Raw genomic sequence first — 19,455 nt, forward strand, 5'->3', positions numbered from 1 at the left:
GTGGTATTCGGGTACGACGTCGCTGCGTACCTAGTCGGTCGTATGCAGTTGCTTCACCAATTCGCCAACGAAGTCGATCAATACGGTCGACAACACCCTTCCAGTCAAGGTCTGGATCTGGATCGCACGTAACGACATGCCCGGATGATCGATCGGGATCGCGACCAGGCCGTCCGTCGCCAGACGCGCCTGCACCGTCAGGCGGCTCGTCAGGGACACCACCCCCGACATTTGTGTGAATGCATACAGAGTGCCGGAGTTGTTGCAGGTCAGGACGGGCTCGAAGAGAAGATTCTCGAGGCTCGCCGTCGTATCGAAAAGCCGACGGATCGTCGTGCCGCGATCAAGCAAGGCAATCGGGTAATTCCGCAACTCGTCCATCGATACCGTCGCATGCCCGGCCAGCGCGTGTGAACGAGGCATGACCGCGCAAATGGGCGCGCCCTGCGTGTACTCGACGTTGATCTCCGGCTCTCGTACGACACCGAACGTCAGGCCGATATCCGCTTCGCCGCTCCTTACGTGTGCAGTTACCTCCGCCGGCGCAGTCACCGCCACCTCGAAACGGGTACCGGGCGACTTTTCCAGAAATTGCGTGATGGCGCGAGGGAGCACATCTCGGGAAAACGCCTCCGACGTCGAGACGCGGATCGTGCTTCGATCGAACGAGTTCAGCGCCTTGATCTCGTCGATCACCTGCTGACCTTCGAGCAGGGTCCGTCGGACATGCGCAGCCAACAGCTCCCCGGCCTTGTTGGGGACCATGCCGCGCGCCTGACGCTCGAACAGCGGGCAGCCGACCTCCTCCTCGAGCTTCGTAATCTGACGGCTGAGCGCCGAGATCGAAACGTGCAGCTTCTCGGACGCCTCGCTCAACGAACCGGTGTTGGCAACGGCAAGGAAGTATCGGAGTGCAGCGTTGTGCATGACGGGCCGCCAAGTTTGCGTTATTGGAAAGCAGGGCGCGCAAAAAAGTCAATTGTAGTGCGCGTTTTGGCTTCGTACGCTCGATCCATCAGGGTTGAACAAACCGCTCTTCCACGATACACGCGAGGATCTCCATGACGCGCCACCAAGCAATCGACTCTGCCACAACATATTTCGATTCGGGAAGCTTCCTGAAAGATCTCGCGCGACGCGTCCACATGATGACGGAAAGTCAGGATTCCGGAAGGGCAAGCGAGCTTCGAGCCTACCTCGTCGACGAGATCGCGCCGTCGATCGACCGTATGGGTTTCGAGTCTCGTATCGTCGAGAACCCGGTTGCGGGGAGCGCGCCGTTTTTGATTGCGACGCGTATCGAGGATCCGTCGCTTCCGACGATCCTGATGTATGGGCACGGTGATGTCGTCCGTGGCCATGACGGACAGTGGCAGGATCAGATGTCGCCATGGAACGTCACGGTCGAAGGAGACCGATGGTTTGGGCGGGGCACCGCGGACAACAAAGGGCAACACACGATCAACCTGGCCGCGCTGGAGCAAGTCGTCGAGGCCAGGAATCGACGCCTGGGTTTCAATGCGACGCTGCTGCTCGAGATGGGGGAAGAAACGGGGTCGCCCGGGCTACGCGCGGTCTGCGAGCAGAACAAGGACCTTCTCGCCGCCGACATTCTGATCGCTTCGGATGGCCCTCGGGCCAGATCGAACGTCCCTTGCGTTTTTCTCGGGGCGCGCGGGTTCGTCAACTTCACGCTTTCCGTCCGGCTCCGGTCGGGTGCCCATCATTCCGGAAACTGGGGCGGGGCGCTCGGTAATGCCGGCACCGTGCTCGCCAACGCGATCTCGTCGCTCGTCGACGGGCGTGGGCGGATCCTCGTCGACGCGCTGTTGCCTAGGCATATTCCGGATGCGGTGCGGACTGCGCTGAAAAATATTGCCGTGGGTGGCGGACCCAACGATCCCCACGTCGATGCCAATTGGGGCGAACCTGGCTTGACCACCCCGGAGCGCGTCTATGCATGGAACGCGCTGGAAGTCCTGGCTTTTACCACCGGCAACCCGACCAGCCCGATCGGCGCGATTCCGCCCGTTGCACACGCGCATTGCCAACTCAGATACGTCGTCGGTACGGATTGCGAGCGTATCGAAGAAGTTCTGCGGCATCACCTCGACGCATGCGGGTTCGATCGGGTCGAGGTGGCCATCGGCGAGCGGATGGGCGCCACGCGCCTGCCGCCGGAAGATCCGTGGGTCGCATGGGCGCTCGATTCGATCGAGCGGACGACCGGCAAGCAGCCGGATTTGCTGCCCAATCTTGGCGGGTCGCTGCCCAACGACGTCTTTTCCGAGGTGCTGGGCCTTCCGACGGTCTGGATTCCGCACTCATACGGCGCCTGCTCCCAGCATGCCCCGAACGAACACCTGCTTGGAAGTGTCGCGCGCGAGGCGCTGCAGATCATGGCCGGCATATTTTGGGATCTCGGGGAGTCGGCATCCGCCGTCCGGGATCGGCGCAAGGAAGGAGCGCTTGTCGCCCAGGCATGAGACGCCCGTTTTTAATGCACTTGTTATCGTCAGTTAACGGAGAATGAGATGCGTACTATGGAAATGGTGGATGCCGCGCCGACAAGAGAGCAGGGGCCAAGCGTGTTGCGGCTGGTGTCCGCCGCAACCGTCGGCAATGCCTTGGAGTGGTTCGACATACTGATTTACGGATTCTTCGCAATCTCGATTTCAAAGGCTTTCTTTCCGGCGTCGAGCAGCGGGGTATCCCTTCTTCTGACGTTCGGGACGTTCGCGATCTCGTATCTGGCCCGGCCGATCGGAGCGCTCGTGCTGGGCTCGTATGCGGATCGTCGCGGCCGCAAGGCATCGATGATGGTGTCGATCGTGACGATGATGGTCGGCACGACGACGATCGCACTGACGCCGAGTTACGCGTCGATCGGCGTGATCGCACCGATTCTGGTCATCTGCGCTCGACTGCTTCAGGGCTTTTCCGCGGGCGGCGAGTTCGGCAGTACCACTGCGTTTCTGGTGGAACAGTGTCCCGAACGCAAGGGATTGTTCGCCAGCTTCCAGTTCGCGAGTCAAGGGTTGAGCTATATGCTCGCGGCCGGTTTTGGCGTTCTCCTGACCATGACCCTCGACGGAGACGCGATCGACGCATGGGGCTGGCGCATCCCGTTTCTCTTCGGTGTGTTGATCGGCCCCGTCGGCCTGTACTTGCGAAAGCACGTGCATGAGGCCGATGGCGCGAGGCGCGAAAGGCCCGCATCGTTCCCGGTACGAGAAGTGTTCGTCAAGCAGAAAACCAGAATGTTGTTGGCGATCGGTACGCTCGTCCTTTCCACCGGCGCCAGTTACGTCATTCTTTATATTCCGACCTACGCGGTGCGTGAACTTCATCTGCCCGCCAGTTTCGGCTTCATTGCAACGATGTTGACCGGCGCCATCCTGACGTTCGTGACGCCGTTCGTCGGCTATCTCTCGGACAGGATCGGCCGCGTCAGGCTGATGATCTGGGCCGGGATCGCGTTCATTCTGACCATTTATCCGGTCTTCAAATTGCTTGGGGCGCATCCCGATCTGGGACGGCTCATCGCGATGATGGCCTGGATCGGGACGCTGAAGGCGGTCTATTTTGGTGCGCTCCCCGCGCTGATGGCGGAAGTATTTCCGACGGAAACCCGGGCGACGGGCATGGCCATCAGCTACAACATCGGCGTCACGCTGTTCGGCGGTTTCGCGCCGCTGATCGTCGCCTCGTTGATCCATCAGACCGGCAATCTGGCATCGCCGGCGTTTTACCTGATGTTGCTCGGCGTGCTGAGCTTGATGGCATTGCGCGGCTGTCGATCAATGTTGAATCTCCGATAAGGCAGCGCATCGAGAGAACTCCGCACCGCCGGGCGATGGCTTCGCCGGGTGCGGCCGAGACGGTTTCGACGACAGGCGAGGTGAGATCGCAATGAGTGCAAGGAAACTGGACACGATATCGTCGGACGCGTCGACGTGGAATTGGCTGTTACCGCCTTCGGAGCGGGCCCGCGTGTGTGTCGTCATCGATCCGAGCCCCGGCGCGGCCGCGGTTTCGGCGGCCGTCGCCTGCTTCTCGGCGATGCCGGAAGTCGCGCTTCTCCAGATCGACGATCCCGTCGATGCCCACCGTGCATGGAGCGAGTCGCTCATGTCGGGTGACGGTCCCAATGCGGCGAACACGCGCGCGGATTGCCGATCGAGTCGATTGCCGCGAGGCGTGCCGTTGCTGGTGTGGTCGACGCGCCCGCAAGACCTCGACTGGCTCGGCGGTATCGAAGGCAACAGGGTGCGGGCCCTCGTTACCTTCGAGGGCGACGAGGTCGACATGCAGGTATCTCGTCTTCTCACGCTCGTTCTGAAGGAGTTGAAGCACGCGATCGCCGAGAACATGTTGATCTTTTGATGCAGTAGAAATGGTCTTGCTTCGGCATGTCGCGACATACGCTTGCGAGTCACGTATCTGCAATTCATCCATTTCTTCAACAACACAAACAAGTGACAGGTATGTTGACCGTTATTTCGAAGTTGAACATCGGCAAGCGGCTGGGGCTCGGTTTTGCGATGGTATTGGCGATGTCGTTGATCGGGATCGTCATCGGACTGGCGCGTCTGTCTTCCGTTGCCCAGGCCACCCGCGACATGGTTGCCAGGCCGTTGCAGACCGAGCGGCTGGTCAATGACTGGTCCCGACAAATCAGCGTCGCGGTCACGCGTACTACCGCGATTGCCAAGAGCGCCGATCCGGGGCTGGCCAACTATTTCAACGACGAAGCCATTGCCGCATCGAAAGTGTCCGCGGCGAAGCAGACGGCCATCGAGGCATTGATGACGTCGGACGCGGAAAAGCGCTTGTTCGCCGCCATCGGCGAGCAACGCAAGCGCTTCCTCGCGATCCGGGATCAGATCTATGCGCTGAAGAAGGAAGGACAGGCGGAACAGGCCGACCAGTTGCTCGAACAGCAGTTCATACCGACCGCGCGGCAACTTGTCGAAAAGGTCGACGCGTTGGTGAAGTACCAGCGCGAAGAAATCGATGGACTCGCGGCCGAGATCGACGCGAATTATCGATTCGGGCGCACGCTGATGATCGCGTTCGGCATGGTCGGCATGCTGCTGAGCGTGGTATGCGGATGGCTGATCACCCGCAGTATTACCCGGCCGCTCATGCGCGCGACGGACGTCGCGCATCGCGTGGCCAGAGGCGACCTGAGCGTTCGTGTCGACGTTCATGGCACGGATGAACTCGGCCAATTGCTCGGCAGCTTGCGTGACATGCAGGCTGCACTGCTTCGCGTGGTGTCCAACGTGCGCCGCGGCTCGGATAACCTCGCGGCGGCGAGCGCCGAAATCGCGCAGGGCAACGACGATCTCAGTTCCCGCACGGAGAGTCAGGCCAGCGCGCTCGAGCAAACCGCCGCCTCCATGGAGGAACTGAGTTCCACCGTCGCACGGAACGCCGACAACGCTCACGAAGCGAATCAATTGGCGATGAATGCGTCCACGGTGACCGCGCAATGCGGCGAAGTGATCAATCAGGTCGTGGAAACCATGAAGGGCATCAACGACAGTTCCCGCCAGATCTCGGACATCACGGGTGTCATCGACAGCATTGCCTTTCAGACGAACATCCTGGCCTTGAATGCCGCGGTGGAGGCCGCGCGCGCCGGCGAGCAGGGCAGAGGCTTCGCGGTGGTGGCCAGCGAAGTGCGCAGCCTGGCCGGACGTTCCGCCGACGCGGCCAGGGAGATCAAGAAGCTCATCGGCTCGAGCGTGGGGCGCGTCGCTCAAGGCTCGACGGAAGTCGAGCGCGCGTGGGTGGCGATGACGGAAGTCGTGAACTCGATTCGTCGCGTCACCGAGACAATGAGCGAAATCAGCGCCGCGAGCACCGAGCAATCGCTCGGCGTGGCCCAGATCGGCGAAGCCGTCGGCCAGATGGAACGCACGACGCAGCAAAACGCCGCGTTGGTCGAGCAAACGGCGGCGGCCGCGATCAATCTGCGCCAGCAGTCACGGGAACTGGTGGAGGTCGTCTCGGTTTTTCAGCTTGGACGCGCTGAAGCACTGTAGCGCCGGGCGACGCGGCTTTGCCGGCGGTGCGGCAGCGCGCGTGTCGACGCGCCCGGACCCGTATGTCCGGCAATCCGACGCTAGCCGATATCGAGGTTCGCCATGCGCGTGTACAGCGACTGGCGGCTGATGCCGAGCCGCTTCGCCGCTTCCGCGCGATTGTCGCCGGTGAGTGACAGCGTGCGCAGGATCATCTCGCGCTCGACGGCGGCGAGGGCCTCCGATAGCGGACGATTGAGCATCGCCGCCGGCAGCAGCGCGTCGCGCGACGGAACACCCGGTTCGTCGAGGAACGCGAGATCGCATCCGGTGACGACGGCGCCGGGCGCGAGCGCATTCACGCGAGCGATCGCGTTGCGCAACTCGCGTACGTTGCCCGGCCACGCATACGCGAGCAGGCGGCGCTCCGCCTGCACGGACAGCCGCTTCGTCGTAGTCGAGTTCGACGTCGTGTCGAGAAAATGAACGGCGAGCGGCAGGATATCGGCCAGCCGCTCGCGCAGCGGCGGCAGATGAATGGGGATGACGTTGAGTCGGTAAAGCAGATCTTCGCGAAACGTTCCGTTCGCGACCATGGTTCGCAGATCCCGGTGGGTTGCCGCAATCACGCGGACGTTTACCGAAATGGACCGGTTGACGCCGAGCGGGGTGACTTGCTGATCCTGCAGCACGCGCAGCAGCTTGGCCTGCATGCAGGTCGCCATGTCGCCGACTTCATCCAGAAATAGTGTGCCGCCATCGGCTTCGACGATTCGGCCCGTCCGTGCGGCCGTGGCGCCCGTGAAAGCGCCTTTGCAATGGCCGAAGAGCTCGCTTTCGAGAAGCTCGTGAGGAATCGCCGCGCAATTGACGGCAACGAACGGGCGGCCGCTACGCGACGACTCGACGTGGAGCACCCTGGCCGCGACTTCCTTGCCCGTTCCTGTTTCCCCGGTGATGAGAACGGTCGCGTCCGACGCTGCCGCGCGGCCGATACATTTTTGTACTTCGCGCATCGCCGCGCTGATGCCGAGCAAGCGCGGCTCCGCACCGACAGGCTCGTCGAATGTGTCGACGTTCGCGTGCGCATGGGCAACGGCGTCGGACGGAGAATGCGCCGCGAAGATGCGCTCGAGCAGGCACGCGATATCGTCGCGGCCGACCGGCTTCGCCAGGTGGTCGAACGCGCCCAGGCGCATCGCGGCGATCGTGTTGCCGCTACGGGCATAGGCGGTCAATACCACGACGGGTACCGTCGCGAGTCGGTCGACGCGCCGCAGTTTCTCGAGCACGGCTATTCCGTCCATGTCGGGCAGCCGGACGTCGAGGAATATGCAGTCGGGTTGCAGACCTCGCTCGATGCGGGCGAGCGCGTGCTCGCCCGTGCCGGCGCATAGGGTTTCGTGACCGAGATCGGTCAGGGTTTCGGACAATCCTTCGCGGAAGGCATCGTCGTCGTCGATCAGCAGGATGGTCGCCATGGGATATCGATGACAAAGCAGGCAGTAGGGGTGGCGGCGTGATAGGCATTGCCGCCGTGCGACGCCGCGATCTCTCGAACCAGGGTGAGACCCAGCCCGCAGCCGCCGGGCCGCGCACTGACGAAAGGTTCGAAGATGCGCGCGCGCTCGGCTTCGGCCACGCCGGGGCCGTCGTCGGCGACTTCGAGCACGAAGCGCATGCCGCATGGCGAAGCGCGACGGCTGGCTTCGATGTGAACCGTGCCGCCCGGTCGAACGTGCGCCAGCGAATTGACGATCAGATTGTCGAGCGCACGACGCATCTGGGCGGGATCGAAAACGGGGCGATCGGTCGTTTCTCCGGTGGAGGTGGTCGGCATAGTGCAGGCCACCGTCAACGCGACGCCCTTGCTGCGCGCGAGCTCGTCATGCGTCTGCACGCTTTCCGGGAGCCACGTGCCCGGATCGACCGGCTCGATGCGCGGCGTAACGGGTTGGGTGAGCGCCAGCAGCCTCGACACCTGGATTTCGATGCGCTCGATCTGGCCGAGTATCGAGCGCAGCGCCGATTGCTGCCGGGAGGCATCGCCGGCCAGCGCGTTCTCGGCTTTCAAGCGCATCGCGCCGGCCGGATTGCGGATTTCATGCGCAACCTCGGCGGCCAGTGTGCCGAGCAGCGCGACGCGATGCGCGTGAGCGAGGCGGGTTTCCAGTTCGCTCGCCTGTTCGCGAGCGTCGCGGGTACGCGCAATCCAGCGGTTGAATGCATGCGCGATTCGATCGAGCTCCGGTTCGCCCGGGCAGGAGATGCTGCCGATCGAATCGGCGTCGTCGTTCGAGAGCGCGGTGTCGAGCCGCACGAGTTTGTCGCGCCATGCGCACAGGGCGAATGCGAGATACAGGGAAACGGCGAACAGCACCGCCAGAACGACGGCGAACGTCGCTACGATGGTGTCGCCTTGGTGGACCAGCATCGATTGCGCGCGCACGAGGGTCCACGCATAGAGCCCGGTATGTCCGTTCACGGGGCACGCGATCGCGATGACTGCCTCGCGGCGGCGTCCGACTATCTCGGCGGCCGTACGAACGGCGGTGGAAGCAGCGGAGAGTGCGCTCAGGATCAGCGGCGTTTCCGCTTCCGGAATGTCGCGTTTGATGCCGCTGCCGGGGTAAGAGGGAAACGCGTAGGCCAGGAATCCACCAGCATGCTCGGGCGCACTCGCCGGCGGCGCGGAATACGACGCGTCAGCCCGCCAGAACCCTCCCTCGATACCCGCGGATGCGGCAAGGGCTGCGTTGAGGACGTCGTGCAACAGTTGAACGTTCGGCTCCGTCGCGTGCGGTAACGACAGGGTGTAGTGGGAAGCAATCGCCTCGCACGCGTCGCTCGCGCGCTGCCTGGCGGATGCGATCCGCTGGCCTTCGGTGCAACTGGCCATTAACCAGACGATTGCGACCAGCGACGCGCACAACACTGCGGCAAGTGCCCTGAGTAGCGACAATTGCGTTGAAAACCTCGGTCTGACTAGCGGCATGGTCTTGCGTTGAAGGGTGCTACGTCGGTGCTCATGGAAATGGTCTGCGCAATGCAGGGCAATCGCGTTCGCGTGTGTGTCGACGATCGAGCGACGGACGAGCGCGCCGATTTCGGTCACGCTCGAAGCAATGGGGCAGGCGGTATGTGCAATAACCAGGCGGTGGAGGCGCGGAAGCACCCACATGGGCGCGGGGCGACGAGCGTCCCGTTTCACGCCCGTCTTAAGTACATAATGAAATCCATGTGTCAGACACGGTTCGTGTTCGTATCTGGAAGTGATCCTTATTATCTGAATGGTACATAAACGTTTTGCTTTCGTCTTGTGCGCAATCGTTTGCGCGCGGTGCGCGGTCAATAAATCAATGCGGTCCCGAACCGACACCGTCACGCCGCGAGCGTGAAAGTGTCATCCCGGCAGCGTTGGGACGTTGCACGCAAGCAGGTCGGGCCTTCGGAGCACGCACGCAGATGGGTCCGTGCCGCAGGTAGGCGGGCTGACTTTTATTGAGGTGCATTCGGTGGCCTCGCCGGCCGTGGCTCGGCATCACATCGATCGAGGCCGCGAACGCGCGGGCGTTGCACCCGGCATTCGGCGGGTCGATCGAAACCGATGCTTCGCCGGATTGCCCCGAGGGCTTCGGCTTCGACGACGCGTACGAGCGCGTCGGCACTGCGCTGGACGACTGGCTGCAAACCTTCGTGATCCCGATATTACTAATCGTGCACCGTATTGTCTTTCAATATCTTTACGAATTCGTACTCGATGCTACGTTCGTGTCTTGCTGTTCGATACGGGAGGAGCGAGCCCGTCCGTGGCTGTAGTCGACTCTGGATACGTGACCACAGGGGCCGACAGATTCGCTATTTCACTGAGCTATTTTTTAAATTAATACAGGCGTCGCATGTGGAATCTCATACCGTTTTTACGCCGACGCATTGATGCCACCACTCACTGCTGCTCCCCTTGCGGGAACGAAAAAGCAAAATTATTCCAGTTTTCGCGGGTTACCATGGCATTCGGATCGAAGTTGACGGCCAATGCGGAAATCTGAATTGACCGTTGACGCTGTGTCGATCCGGGAATTCGGAGGCGAGACAACAACGAGCGAGAGAGCGAAGGCTTCGCAGAATAAGGCAGATGGGGCGTGAACAAGAAAATTATTCAGTATTTCATCTTGGCTTTCGCGATTATCGCAGCGGCTGTCGTCGCATATAGATATACACGGCACGACAAGCCAAATATTCAATACGTTACCGCCCAGGTTTCGTATCAGGACATCGAGTCCACCGTCGAGGCCGTGGGAACGATCCGCGCGGCGGATCTCGTTAGCGTCGGCGCGCAGGTCAACGGCCAGATCAAGTCGATGCACGTGGCGCTCGGCGATCATGTCAGGAAAGGTCAACTGATCGCGGAAATCGACTCGCAGCCACAGATCTACGCATTGGACACGGCTCGGGCGCAATTGCAAAGCGCGGTGGCCGCAGTGCATTCGAGCGAGGCGTCGCTTGTCCAGGCCAGGCTCGCGCTGGGACGGCAGAAGGAACTGGCTGAACATGACGCCGGCGCGCATGCCGATTTGGAAACGGCACAGGCAGCCTTCGACGTGGCTCGCGCGAATGTCGAAACGAGTCATGCCCAGATGAAGGTAGCGCAGGTCAACGTGGACACCGCGCGCGTCACGCTCGGCTACACGCGCATTGTCGCCCCGAGCGACGGGGAAGTTGTCGCCGTGCTCGCGGTAGAGGGCCAAACCGTCAACGCCAATCAGACGACGCCGAATCTGGTGAAGATCGCGCGCCTCGACACGATCCAGGTCAAGGCGCAAATCTCGGAGGCCGACGTCGTGCGGCTCAGGCCTGGCCTGCCCGCCTATTTCACGATTCTCGGCGACCCGTCGCATCGATATGAAACCACGCTAAAAGCCATCGAGCCCGCGCCGGACTCGATCATGACCGACACGACAACCAGTCCCACGACCACTTCGTCGGCGACGAATACGGCCATCTATTACAACGGCCGGCTCGATATGCCGAATCCCGATCATCGACTTCGCATTTCGATGACGGCACAGGTGTCGGTCGTGCTTGCGCGGGCGCGACACGTGGCGGTCCTGCCGGTCGCTGCACTGACCGCACCGCCGCGCGACGGGCGCGCGATGGTGCGGGTGCTGGCGGCCGACGGCACCGTCACGAGCCGGATGGTACGGACCGGCATTGCCAACGACACCGTCGTACAGATCGTCAGCGGCCTGGGGGCGGGCGATCGTATCGTCGTCGGTCAGTCTTCCGGCGCCGGGCCGCGTGACCCTTACGGCATGGCAGGGTAACGGAATGTCCACGCCACACGCACGGACGTCGAATCCGGCGCTGATCGAACTCGATAATGTGAGCCACACCTATGGCGCCGGCGAGGCGGCGCTTACCGTCCTGCACCAGATCGGTCTGCGCATCGAGCGAGGTGAGATGGTGGCCATCGTCGGCGCATCGGGTTCGGGAAAATCGACGTTGATGAATATCCTCGGTTGTCTCGACACGCCGACGTCCGGTACTTACCGGATCGCCGGAGTCGAGACGCAGTCGCTCGACGCGGACGCGCTCGCGCAGTTGCGTCGCGAGCATTTCGGCTTCGTATTCCAGCGCTATCAGTTGCTGAACGATCTGACCGCACTCGCCAACGTCGAAGCGCCTGCCGTCTATGCGGGCCTCGACGCGGAACAAAGACGCGGACGAGCAAGGAAGCTTCTCGAGCGCTTGGGTCTGGGTGACCGCCTCGGCCATCGGCCGATGCAACTCTCTGGCGGTCAACAGCAGCGGGTCAGCATCGCGCGCGCCTTGATCAACGGCGGCGACATCATTCTCGCCGACGAACCGACAGGCGCACTCGACAGCCAGAGCGGCGAAGAACTGATGGCGCTGTTCCACGAGCTCAACGGGCAGGGCCATACGATCATCATCGTCACGCACGATATGGACGTCGCCCGGCATGCGCGCCGCATCATCGAGATTCGCGACGGGCGCATCGTCGGAGACAGTCGCCCTGAATCGACGCGATCGGCGAACGCCTGCGATGTGCCGTCTGCCTCGCCCATTGAGCCTGCGGTCCTGCTTCGACGCAAAAATGCGCAGCCGCTCGCATTGGGCCGGCTCATCGAAGCATTCCGGCTTGCCATGCACTCGGCGGCGAACCATCGTCTGCGCTCATTCCTGACGATGCTGGGCATTATTGCCGGTATTGCGTCGGTCGCCTGCATGGTCGCGCGGGGCGAAGGAAGCCGCAGGGCGATCATCGATCATTTACGGCAGTTTGGTACGGACACGATCAGCATCTATCCAGGACGGATGGCCGGCGACTTGCGTGCGAACTCGATTCATACGCTGAGTCTCGGCGACGTGCACGCGCTGCAGGCGCAAAGCTACATTGATAGCGTGACGCCGGAAGTGACGAGCACAGGAACGATTCGCGTGGGCAACAAAGACGTATCCGCGACGGTTCATGGCACGGGCGCCGACTATTTTCGCGTCCACGGCATCCATATGATCGAAGGCCGCCCTTTCGACGAGTCGCTGGTCGAATCGAACGCTCCGGTTGTCGTCGTCGATGAGAAGGCCCGGCAAACGCTGTTCGGCTCCGATTCGCCGATAGGGAAAGTGGTACTCGTCGGAAATCTGCCGGGCCATGTGATCGGCGTGGCGGGTTCGAACGCCATGTCGTTTGCACCCGGTACGCTGGGAGTCTATATGCCGTACACCTCGGTCATGTCGCGTATGACCGGCTCGTACAACCTCCAGAGCGTGACCGTCCGGCTCGCCGACGGCATACCTTCGAGCGCCGCGCTTGCCGGCATCAACAAGGTTCTGAAGATGCGCCATGGCGCCATCGATTTCACGACCTTCAATTCGGACGCCTTGTTTCAGGTCGCGACGGCGTCGAACGAAACTTTTCGCCTCTTTATTGCGTCGATCGCGGGCATTTCCTTGCTTGTCGGTGGCATCGGCGTGATGAACATCATGCTCGTGTCGGTGACGGAGCGCACCCATGAAATCGGCATCCGCATGGCGATCGGCGCTCGCCGCTCCGATATTCGCGATCAGTTTCTGATCGAGTCCGTCTGGCTATGCGTCGCCGGTGGCGTGGTCGGCGTGGCGCTTGCGTTCGGGATCATCCGGTTTTTTTCCGAGCCTCATAGTCGCTTCTACATGGTGCTGTCGCCCGACTCGGTCGTGACTGCGTTCGCCAGTGCCGCGCTCGTCGGTGTCGTGTTCGGCTACTTCCCGGCGCGTCAGGCCGCGCGCCTCAACCCGGCAGAAGCACTGGCCCGCGAATGAACACGTTCTCTCATTCACTGCATGCTGTTTTGACACGTACGGTTCTACGACCGGTTCGAGCGTCCAGGTCGATGTCGCGATTCGGCACGATCGCCTTGGTGATCGTGTCGCTGGGCGTCTCCGCATGCGGGACGTTGACGCGCACGACATGGACGCGGCCCGACGTCTCGATTCCCCGGCATTGGCAGGCAGAATCCGCCGCGTCCAGGTCGTCGCCGGCGGACACGGCAGCGAACCCCGGCGGTGATGCGAATATCGACCCGTGGTGGAACGCGTTCGGCGATCCGGAACTGAACCGGCTTATCGAGCGCGCATTGGCGGGCAATCACGATCTCAAGACCGCCGTCGTCAATCTGCGCGCGGCGCAATTTGCCGTCGATCTCGCCCGCGCAAATCAATTGCCCCTGATCAGCTCGAGTGCGGCGTTGTCGAATTCTCATTCGCTGCGTGGCACGCGCGTCGTGTCGCATTCGAAGTCGCTTCTCGCATCGGCTAGCTACGTCGTCGACCTATGGGGTTCGCTGGCGAGTTCGACCGATGCATCGCGCTGGGAGGCGCGGGCAACCGAGCAGGATGAGCGGACGGTCAAGATGACCGTCGCATCCCTGGTCGCCCAAGACTACTGGTTGCTCGCGCTGCTGACGGAACAGATCGAACAGAGCGATGCATCGATTCTTTACGGCGAGCAAACGCTGGCATTGACGAATGTCCGGTATGCGTCGGGGGCGATTACGGCAGTGGACCTGCTTGCGGCCCGTCAATCGCTCGCGTCGCAACGCGCGTCGCGCAGTGTTCTACTGGCGCAGCGAACACAAACCGAAAACGCGCTCGCGATCTTGCTCGGTCAGCCACCAGGCGAAGTCTTCGTCGTCCCTTCGGCGCGTCTGACGACCCCGTTGCCCGCCGTCGCCGCGGGCGTGCCGGCCTCCGTGCTCGTTCGCCGTCCGGACGTCATGGCGGCGGAATTGCGCACGCGAAGCACGCTCGCAAGGGTGGATGCCGTACGGACCAGTTTCTACCCCAACCTCACGTTGACGGGGTCGGCCGGTACCGCGAGCGACGCATTGCGCAATCTGTTGCAAAACCCGCTCGGCACGATCGCAGCCGATGTCGCGGCGCCGTTTCTGAATGTCTGGACGATGAAAGCGCAGGTGGGTTCGGCACAAACAGCCTATGACGCCGCGGCGGTGGCATTCGCCAGGACGTTTTATCAGGCACTCGCTGATGTGGAGAACGCGCTTGCTGCGCGCGCCGACTATCAGGCCGAAATCACACAATGGGCCGATGCGCTCGAAGCAGCACGACAAAGCGAGCAACGCATCGGCTGGCAGTACCGGGCGGGTTCGATTCCGCTGCAAAACTGGCTCGACGCGCAGCAGGCGAGCCGCAACGCCGATGCCGAACTCGCGAACGCACGCTATTCGATCCTCACGAATCAGGTCGCCCTTTACGTCGCGCTCGGCGGAAGATAGCCGGCGGCGAGGTGCGGACGAGACGCCTTGCCACTCGAAGACCGCGGTCGACTCGCTGATGGATATCAACGGCCTGTCGATCGTGGTCGAGGGCCCGTTTTGAAGCCGCCGCTCGGGCCGGGCCGTGTTCGCCGGGCTGGCGTCCTGTTCGAGGCATTCGACCAGAAGGCGGGCACGCTCGACCCGCCGCGCCGCACGCCAGGCTGACCGTCTGATTACCGTTTTGTCATCTACGCCATCCGCGCTTGCACGGAGCGCAGCCGTGTCGCCATTTCCGGGTAACATCGCCGGATGTCCCCACCAAAGCGACGGAGCCGGCCATGCGCATCCTGATAGTCGAAGACGAACCGAAGACGGGCGCGTACCTGAAGAAGGGGCTCGAGGAATCGGGCTTCAGCGTCGATCTCGCGAAGGATGGTGCCGAAGGGCTGATGCTCGCGCAGGAAGAGCGTTACGACGTGATCGTGCTCGACGTGATGCTGCCCGTGCTCGACGGCTGGGGCGTGCTCAAGCGGCTGCGCGAAACGCACACGACGCCCGTGCTGTTCCTGACCGCGCGCGACGACGTGCAGGACCGCGTGCACGGCCTCGAACTCGGCGCCGACGACTACCTCGTGAAGCCGTTCGCGTTCGTCGAACTGCTTGCCCGCATCCGCACGCTCGCGCGTCGCGGGCCGCCGCGCGAGACCGAACACCTGGTGGTCGGCGATCTGGAAATCGACGTGGTGCGCCGCCGCGTGAAGCGCGGCGCGACGCGAATCGACCTGACGCCGCGCGAATTCTCGCTGCTGCAGCTGCTCGCGCGCCGGCAGGGCGAGGTGCTGAGCCGCACGCAGATCGCGTCGTACGTGTGGGACATGAATTTCGACAGCGACACCAACGTGGTCGAGGTCGCGATCCGGCGCCTGCGCGCGAAGATCGACGACGCGTTCCCCGTCAAGCTGATCCATACCGTGCGCGGCGTCGGCTACGTGCTCGAACCGAAGGACGACGCATGACGCGCCCGCGCTCGCTTGCGGCGACGCTCGCGCTCGCGTTCGCCGTGACCACGCTCGCCGCGTTCGCGCTCGTCGGCGCGTATGTGTATGCGGGCCTCGAGCGGCAGGTGAATACGCAGGACGACCTCGACATCGTGCTGGCCGCGCGCCACACGCGCCGGCTCGCGGGCGAGCTCGAGTCGCTCGATGCGGTTCGCGCGCATGCGGAGCGACTCACGAGCCAGGTGCTGGGCAACGAGGCGCTGTCGATGGTCGTCGTCGATGCGCAGGGCGACGTGCTCGCGCGCCACAACGTCCGGCTCGCCGCGCTCGACGACGCGCCCGCGGCCGCATCCGTTCCGCTGGCGGACGCGCAGTTGTTCGCACCGCATGCGGTGCCGGTTCCCGCGAGCGACCGGATCACGACCGACCAGCTCGTCACGTGGACCGCCGACGGCGGCATGCCGATGCGCGGCGTCGTGATCGAGGCCGCGCTCGGCGACCGCACGCCGATCCGCATCGCGATCGCGCGCAACATGCGCGACCGGGCCGATCTGCTCGAAGGCTATCGCGACCGGCTCGAGCTCGCCGGCGGGCTCGGCGCGCTGTTCGCGCTGCTGCTCGGCTACTGGCTGATTCGCCGGGCGCTCGCGCCGTTGCGCGAGATCGTCGACGACACGGGCCGGATCACGGTCGACAAGCTCGACACGCGGCTCGACGCATCGCGCGCACCGCCCGAGCTGCGCGCGCTCGTCGATGCGCAGAACGCGATGCTCGGCCGCCTGCAGCAGGCCTTCGCGCATCTGTCGCAATTCAGCGCCGATCTCGCGCACGATTTGCGCACGCCGCTGAACAACATGCGCGGCGCTACCGAAGTCGCGCTCGCGCGGCCGCGTTCGGTCGACGAGTACCAGACGCTGCTCGAATCGAATCTCGAGGAATACGACCGTCTCGGGCGAATGATCGAGAACGTGCTGTTCCTCGCGCGCGCCGAGCATCCGAGCTTCGTCACGCGGCAGCGCGCGTTCGACGTGCGTGAAGAACTCGAGCGCATCGCGGAGTATTTCGAGGGGCTCGCCGACGAAGCGGGCTCGACGCTGCGCGTCGACGGGCACGGGCAACTGACCGCCGACGTCGAGCTGTTTCGGCGGGCCGTCGGCAACCTGCTCGCGAACGCGCTGCGTTACACGCCTGCCGGTGGCGTCATCACGCTCGCCGTCGACGAAACGCCGGACGCGGTGCGCGTCGTCGTCGCGAATCCGGGCGAGCCGATCGATCCCGCACTGCTGCCGCGGATCTTCGACCGGTTCGTGCGCGGCGACCCGGCACGCAGCGGCGGCGCGCCGGGCGGCACGGCCGGGCTCGGCCTCGCGATCGTGCGCTCGGTGATGGAGCTGCACGGCGGCACCGCGCAGGTCGAAAGCGATGCGCGCGGCACGCGGTTCGTGCTTACGTTCAACCGGCCGCCGGCTGCTTGACGGCGGCACGGGCGCACGGCGGCCGCGGGTTCCTTCGCGCCGGTGTTCGATTCCGCGCCTGATCTCGAGTCACCGCTCGCGCTCGCCTGCCAGCCGCCGCCCAGCGCCTTCACCAATCCGACCAAGGCCGGGATGGTTGGCGCGTAGAACGCCACCTCAAAGCTTACCGGTTCGCACGCGCTGATCCGGTTCGATAGGAGGATTGAGATGCTCGTTCTCGGGCACCACGCAAAGCGAGGGCTGCCTCATGGCATGCTCACGCCGTGAACCCGCGACCAGTGCGCGAGCGAGCAAGCCCGAAACATCACGGCGCGCTCGTGCTCGTTCAGCGGGGACGGATCGGCGCAGCGGCGCCGCAGCCGCGGTACGTCGAGCAAACCGGCGATGCGGTCGGCGTCCGTCGCCAGTATTTCGCGGGCGTGCTGGCGCAATGCCTCGCCGTTGCCTTGATCCTTGGGTAAGGCCGACTTCCTGCGCAGGCGCACGGCTTCCGGCAACGCACCGCGCGACGCTTCACGCAACATGGCTTTTTCCACGCCATCACGTAGCGCCAGCTCGGCCGGAATGGTGGCAGCCAGGTCCAATACTTCGGTATCGCTGAAGGGGACGCGCGCTTCCAGTCCATGCGCCATGCCGTGGATATCGCCGTTATGCAACAGCCGCTGCAACCAACGATGGCGCACCAGCCATTGCGTGGCGCGCACGCGCGAGGCGGGCGTATGCCAATCGTGTCCGGCTGCGGTCGCCAGTTCGCGATAGACCTCGCCGTAGTGTTGCAACGGTTGCGCCAGCACGCCGGGCCGTAGATAGGGATCGGCGGTCAAGCGCTGCAGGATATGGGTCGGATCGCGGGTGGCGTGCGGGTCGAGCAGGAAGTGATAACCGTAGTGCGTTTCGTCCGCGGCATCGCCCACCAATACCGCCTTGACGCGCGTGCTGGCGGCTCGCGCCAAGTAATGTTGCGCCAGCTCCTGTTCCCACGCGGGCAGTGCATCGTTTTGCGTGGCCAGTTGCAGCAGATCCTGGGCGAGTGTCGAGCGCGTCGGTGCGACGTCTTCGCGCGGCAGGCCCAATTCGTTCGCAGCCTGTTCGGCGAAAGGTTGATCGTCGGAAGCCACGATCAGCGAACGCGTGTAGTCGTAGCGATGGTGATCTTCAAAACGGATGGTGAAGCAGGACGGTGTCGCACCAGCCGCTCGCGCCAGGCCGCCTATCAGCGTGGAGTCGAGGCCGCCGCTGAAAAACAGGCCGACCGGTGTATCGGCGATCAAGCTACGCTGGACAGCCGCGGCGAGGCGCTCGCGCAGCGCGTGGGCGACATCGTCGGCCTTCGCAGCGGGGTTTTCGGCAATCTCCGGCGCCCAGCGCGATAGCTGCAAGCCATCGCGATCCACGCGCAGCAGATGGCCGGGCGGCAGGTACGCCATGCCATCGAACATCGGTTGGGTCACGCCGCTGAAGAACGGCGCCACCAGGTATTCCAGCACGGCGTCGATATTCGCACGCGGCGCTTGCATCGCAGGCAGCAGTCCTTTGGCCTCCGACGCAAACAGGAATTCCGCCCCCTGCTGCAGATAAACGAACGGCTTGACGCCCAGCCGGTCGCGCGCGGCAAAGGCTCGTTGACGATGGGCGTCCCACACCAGGAACGCGAACATGCCGTTGAAGCGCCGAAGACACGCTTCGCCCCATACCGCATACGCGGCGAGCACCACCTCGGTGTCGGTGTTCGTGCGGAACGACCAGTGCCCGCTCAGTTCGCGGCGTAACTCCGCGTAGTTGTAGATCTCGCCGTTGTAGACCAGCACGTAACGATGGTCTGCACTGCACATCGGCTGCGCGCCATGTTCGGCGTCGAGTAAAGCCAGACGGTCGTGAGCAAGCACGGCGTGTTGGTCATGCCATAAGCCGCGGCCATCCGGCCCACGATGCCGTTGTCGCTCGCGCATCGCGAGCACCCGCTCGACCTGTGCGGGCGCGTGGCCGTCATGGCGAATCAGCCCAGCCAAGCCGCACATCAGACGGGCACGCCCAGTTGAGCAGGGGCGGGCAACAGCATGGTCCATTGCTGTTGCCGTTCGAAGTTTCTGCTAACAGTCACCACGGATACTGCTACTGGGAAAACTCGTGGTAGTGCCGTCAGCAAAGGCTGAGAGCGACGTTCTTTTCGTGT

General features: G+C 63.5%; 13 protein-coding genes. 9 read left to right on the forward strand and 4 right to left on the reverse strand.

The genetic code is table 11. The features are described from left to right. Positions 1-30 precede the first annotated feature (30 nt). Positions 31-927: a LysR family transcriptional regulator gene (locus CFB89_RS29675; protein WP_089471071.1), complete on the reverse strand. Its 897-nt coding sequence runs from the start codon at positions 925-927 to the stop codon at positions 31-33. A gap of 134 nt (positions 928-1,061) precedes the next feature. On the opposite strand from CFB89_RS29675, the gene CFB89_RS29680 reads away from it, so the two are divergent. The 4 genes from CFB89_RS29680 (at position 1,062) to CFB89_RS29695 (ending at position 6,053) form a co-directional block, all read left to right on the forward strand. Next, a complete protein-coding gene (locus CFB89_RS29680) occupies positions 1,062-2,486 on the forward strand; it encodes a M20 family metallopeptidase (RefSeq protein WP_089471072.1) in 1,425 nt (474 codons plus the stop codon). Between the two features lie 48 nt (positions 2,487-2,534). Next, entirely contained in the window at positions 2,535-3,821 is a 1,287-nt protein-coding gene (locus CFB89_RS29685) for an MFS transporter (protein ID WP_089471073.1), read from the forward strand. A gap of 91 nt (positions 3,822-3,912) precedes the next feature. After that, on the forward strand, positions 3,913-4,386 hold the full coding sequence (locus CFB89_RS29690) for a hypothetical protein (protein ID WP_089471074.1): 474 nt from the start codon (positions 3,913-3,915) through the stop codon (positions 4,384-4,386). A gap of 101 nt (positions 4,387-4,487) precedes the next feature. Continuing rightward, complete coding sequence (locus tag CFB89_RS29695) at positions 4,488-6,053, forward strand: methyl-accepting chemotaxis protein (RefSeq protein WP_089471075.1); 1,566 nt, start codon at positions 4,488-4,490, stop codon at positions 6,051-6,053. An 80-nt stretch (positions 6,054-6,133) separates the two neighbouring features. Here the strand turns inward: CFB89_RS29695 and CFB89_RS29700 are convergent, their stop codons facing one another. Both CFB89_RS29700 and CFB89_RS29705 read right to left on the reverse strand, forming a co-directional pair. Then, on the reverse strand, positions 6,134-7,513 hold the full coding sequence (locus CFB89_RS29700) for a sigma-54 dependent transcriptional regulator (protein ID WP_089471076.1): 1,380 nt from the start codon (positions 7,511-7,513) through the stop codon (positions 6,134-6,136). Next, the gene (locus tag CFB89_RS29705) at positions 7,495-9,147 is read right to left on the reverse strand and encodes a PAS domain-containing sensor histidine kinase (protein WP_306427141.1); all 1,653 of its coding nucleotides are present in this window, start codon (positions 9,145-9,147) and stop codon (positions 7,495-7,497) included. Before CFB89_RS29705 ends, CFB89_RS29700 begins: the two co-directional genes overlap by 19 nt. Positions 9,148-10,174: 1,027 nt before the next feature. Here CFB89_RS29705 and CFB89_RS29715 point away from each other — a divergent pair. The 5 genes from CFB89_RS29715 (at position 10,175) to CFB89_RS29735 (ending at position 17,282) form a co-directional block, all read left to right on the forward strand. Continuing rightward, a complete protein-coding gene (locus tag CFB89_RS29715) occupies positions 10,175-11,356 on the forward strand; it encodes an efflux RND transporter periplasmic adaptor subunit (protein WP_089471078.1) in 1,182 nt (393 codons plus the stop codon). A gap of 4 nt (positions 11,357-11,360) precedes the next feature. After that, positions 11,361-13,355 carry a MacB family efflux pump subunit gene (locus tag CFB89_RS29720; protein WP_089471079.1) on the forward strand — a complete coding sequence of 665 codons (1,995 nt, stop codon included), beginning with the start codon at positions 11,361-11,363 and terminating at the stop codon, positions 13,353-13,355. 71 nt (positions 13,356-13,426) lie between these two features. Then, on the forward strand, positions 13,427-14,827 hold the full coding sequence (locus tag CFB89_RS29725; protein WP_179233562.1) for an efflux transporter outer membrane subunit: 1,401 nt from the start codon (positions 13,427-13,429) through the stop codon (positions 14,825-14,827). 320 nt (positions 14,828-15,147) lie between these two features. After that, complete coding sequence (locus tag CFB89_RS29730) at positions 15,148-15,825, forward strand: heavy metal response regulator transcription factor (RefSeq protein WP_050014215.1); 678 nt, start codon at positions 15,148-15,150, stop codon at positions 15,823-15,825. After that, positions 15,822-17,282, forward strand: a complete 1,461-nt coding sequence (locus CFB89_RS29735; RefSeq protein WP_089471081.1) for a heavy metal sensor histidine kinase — start codon at positions 15,822-15,824, stop codon at positions 17,280-17,282. The genes CFB89_RS29730 and CFB89_RS29735 overlap by 4 nt, the downstream gene beginning before the upstream one ends. Positions 17,283-17,527: 245 nt before the next feature. On the opposite strand, the gene asnB is transcribed toward CFB89_RS29735, so the two are convergent. After that, positions 17,528-19,348: an asparagine synthase (glutamine-hydrolyzing) gene (gene asnB, locus CFB89_RS29740; protein WP_089471082.1), complete on the reverse strand. Its 1,821-nt coding sequence runs from the start codon at positions 19,346-19,348 to the stop codon at positions 17,528-17,530. Between the last annotated feature and the right edge of the window lie 107 nt (positions 19,349-19,455).

The sequence above is a fragment of the Burkholderia sp. AU16741 genome (assembly GCF_002223345.1).
Classification (GTDB): domain Bacteria; phylum Pseudomonadota; class Gammaproteobacteria; order Burkholderiales; family Burkholderiaceae; genus Burkholderia; species Burkholderia sola.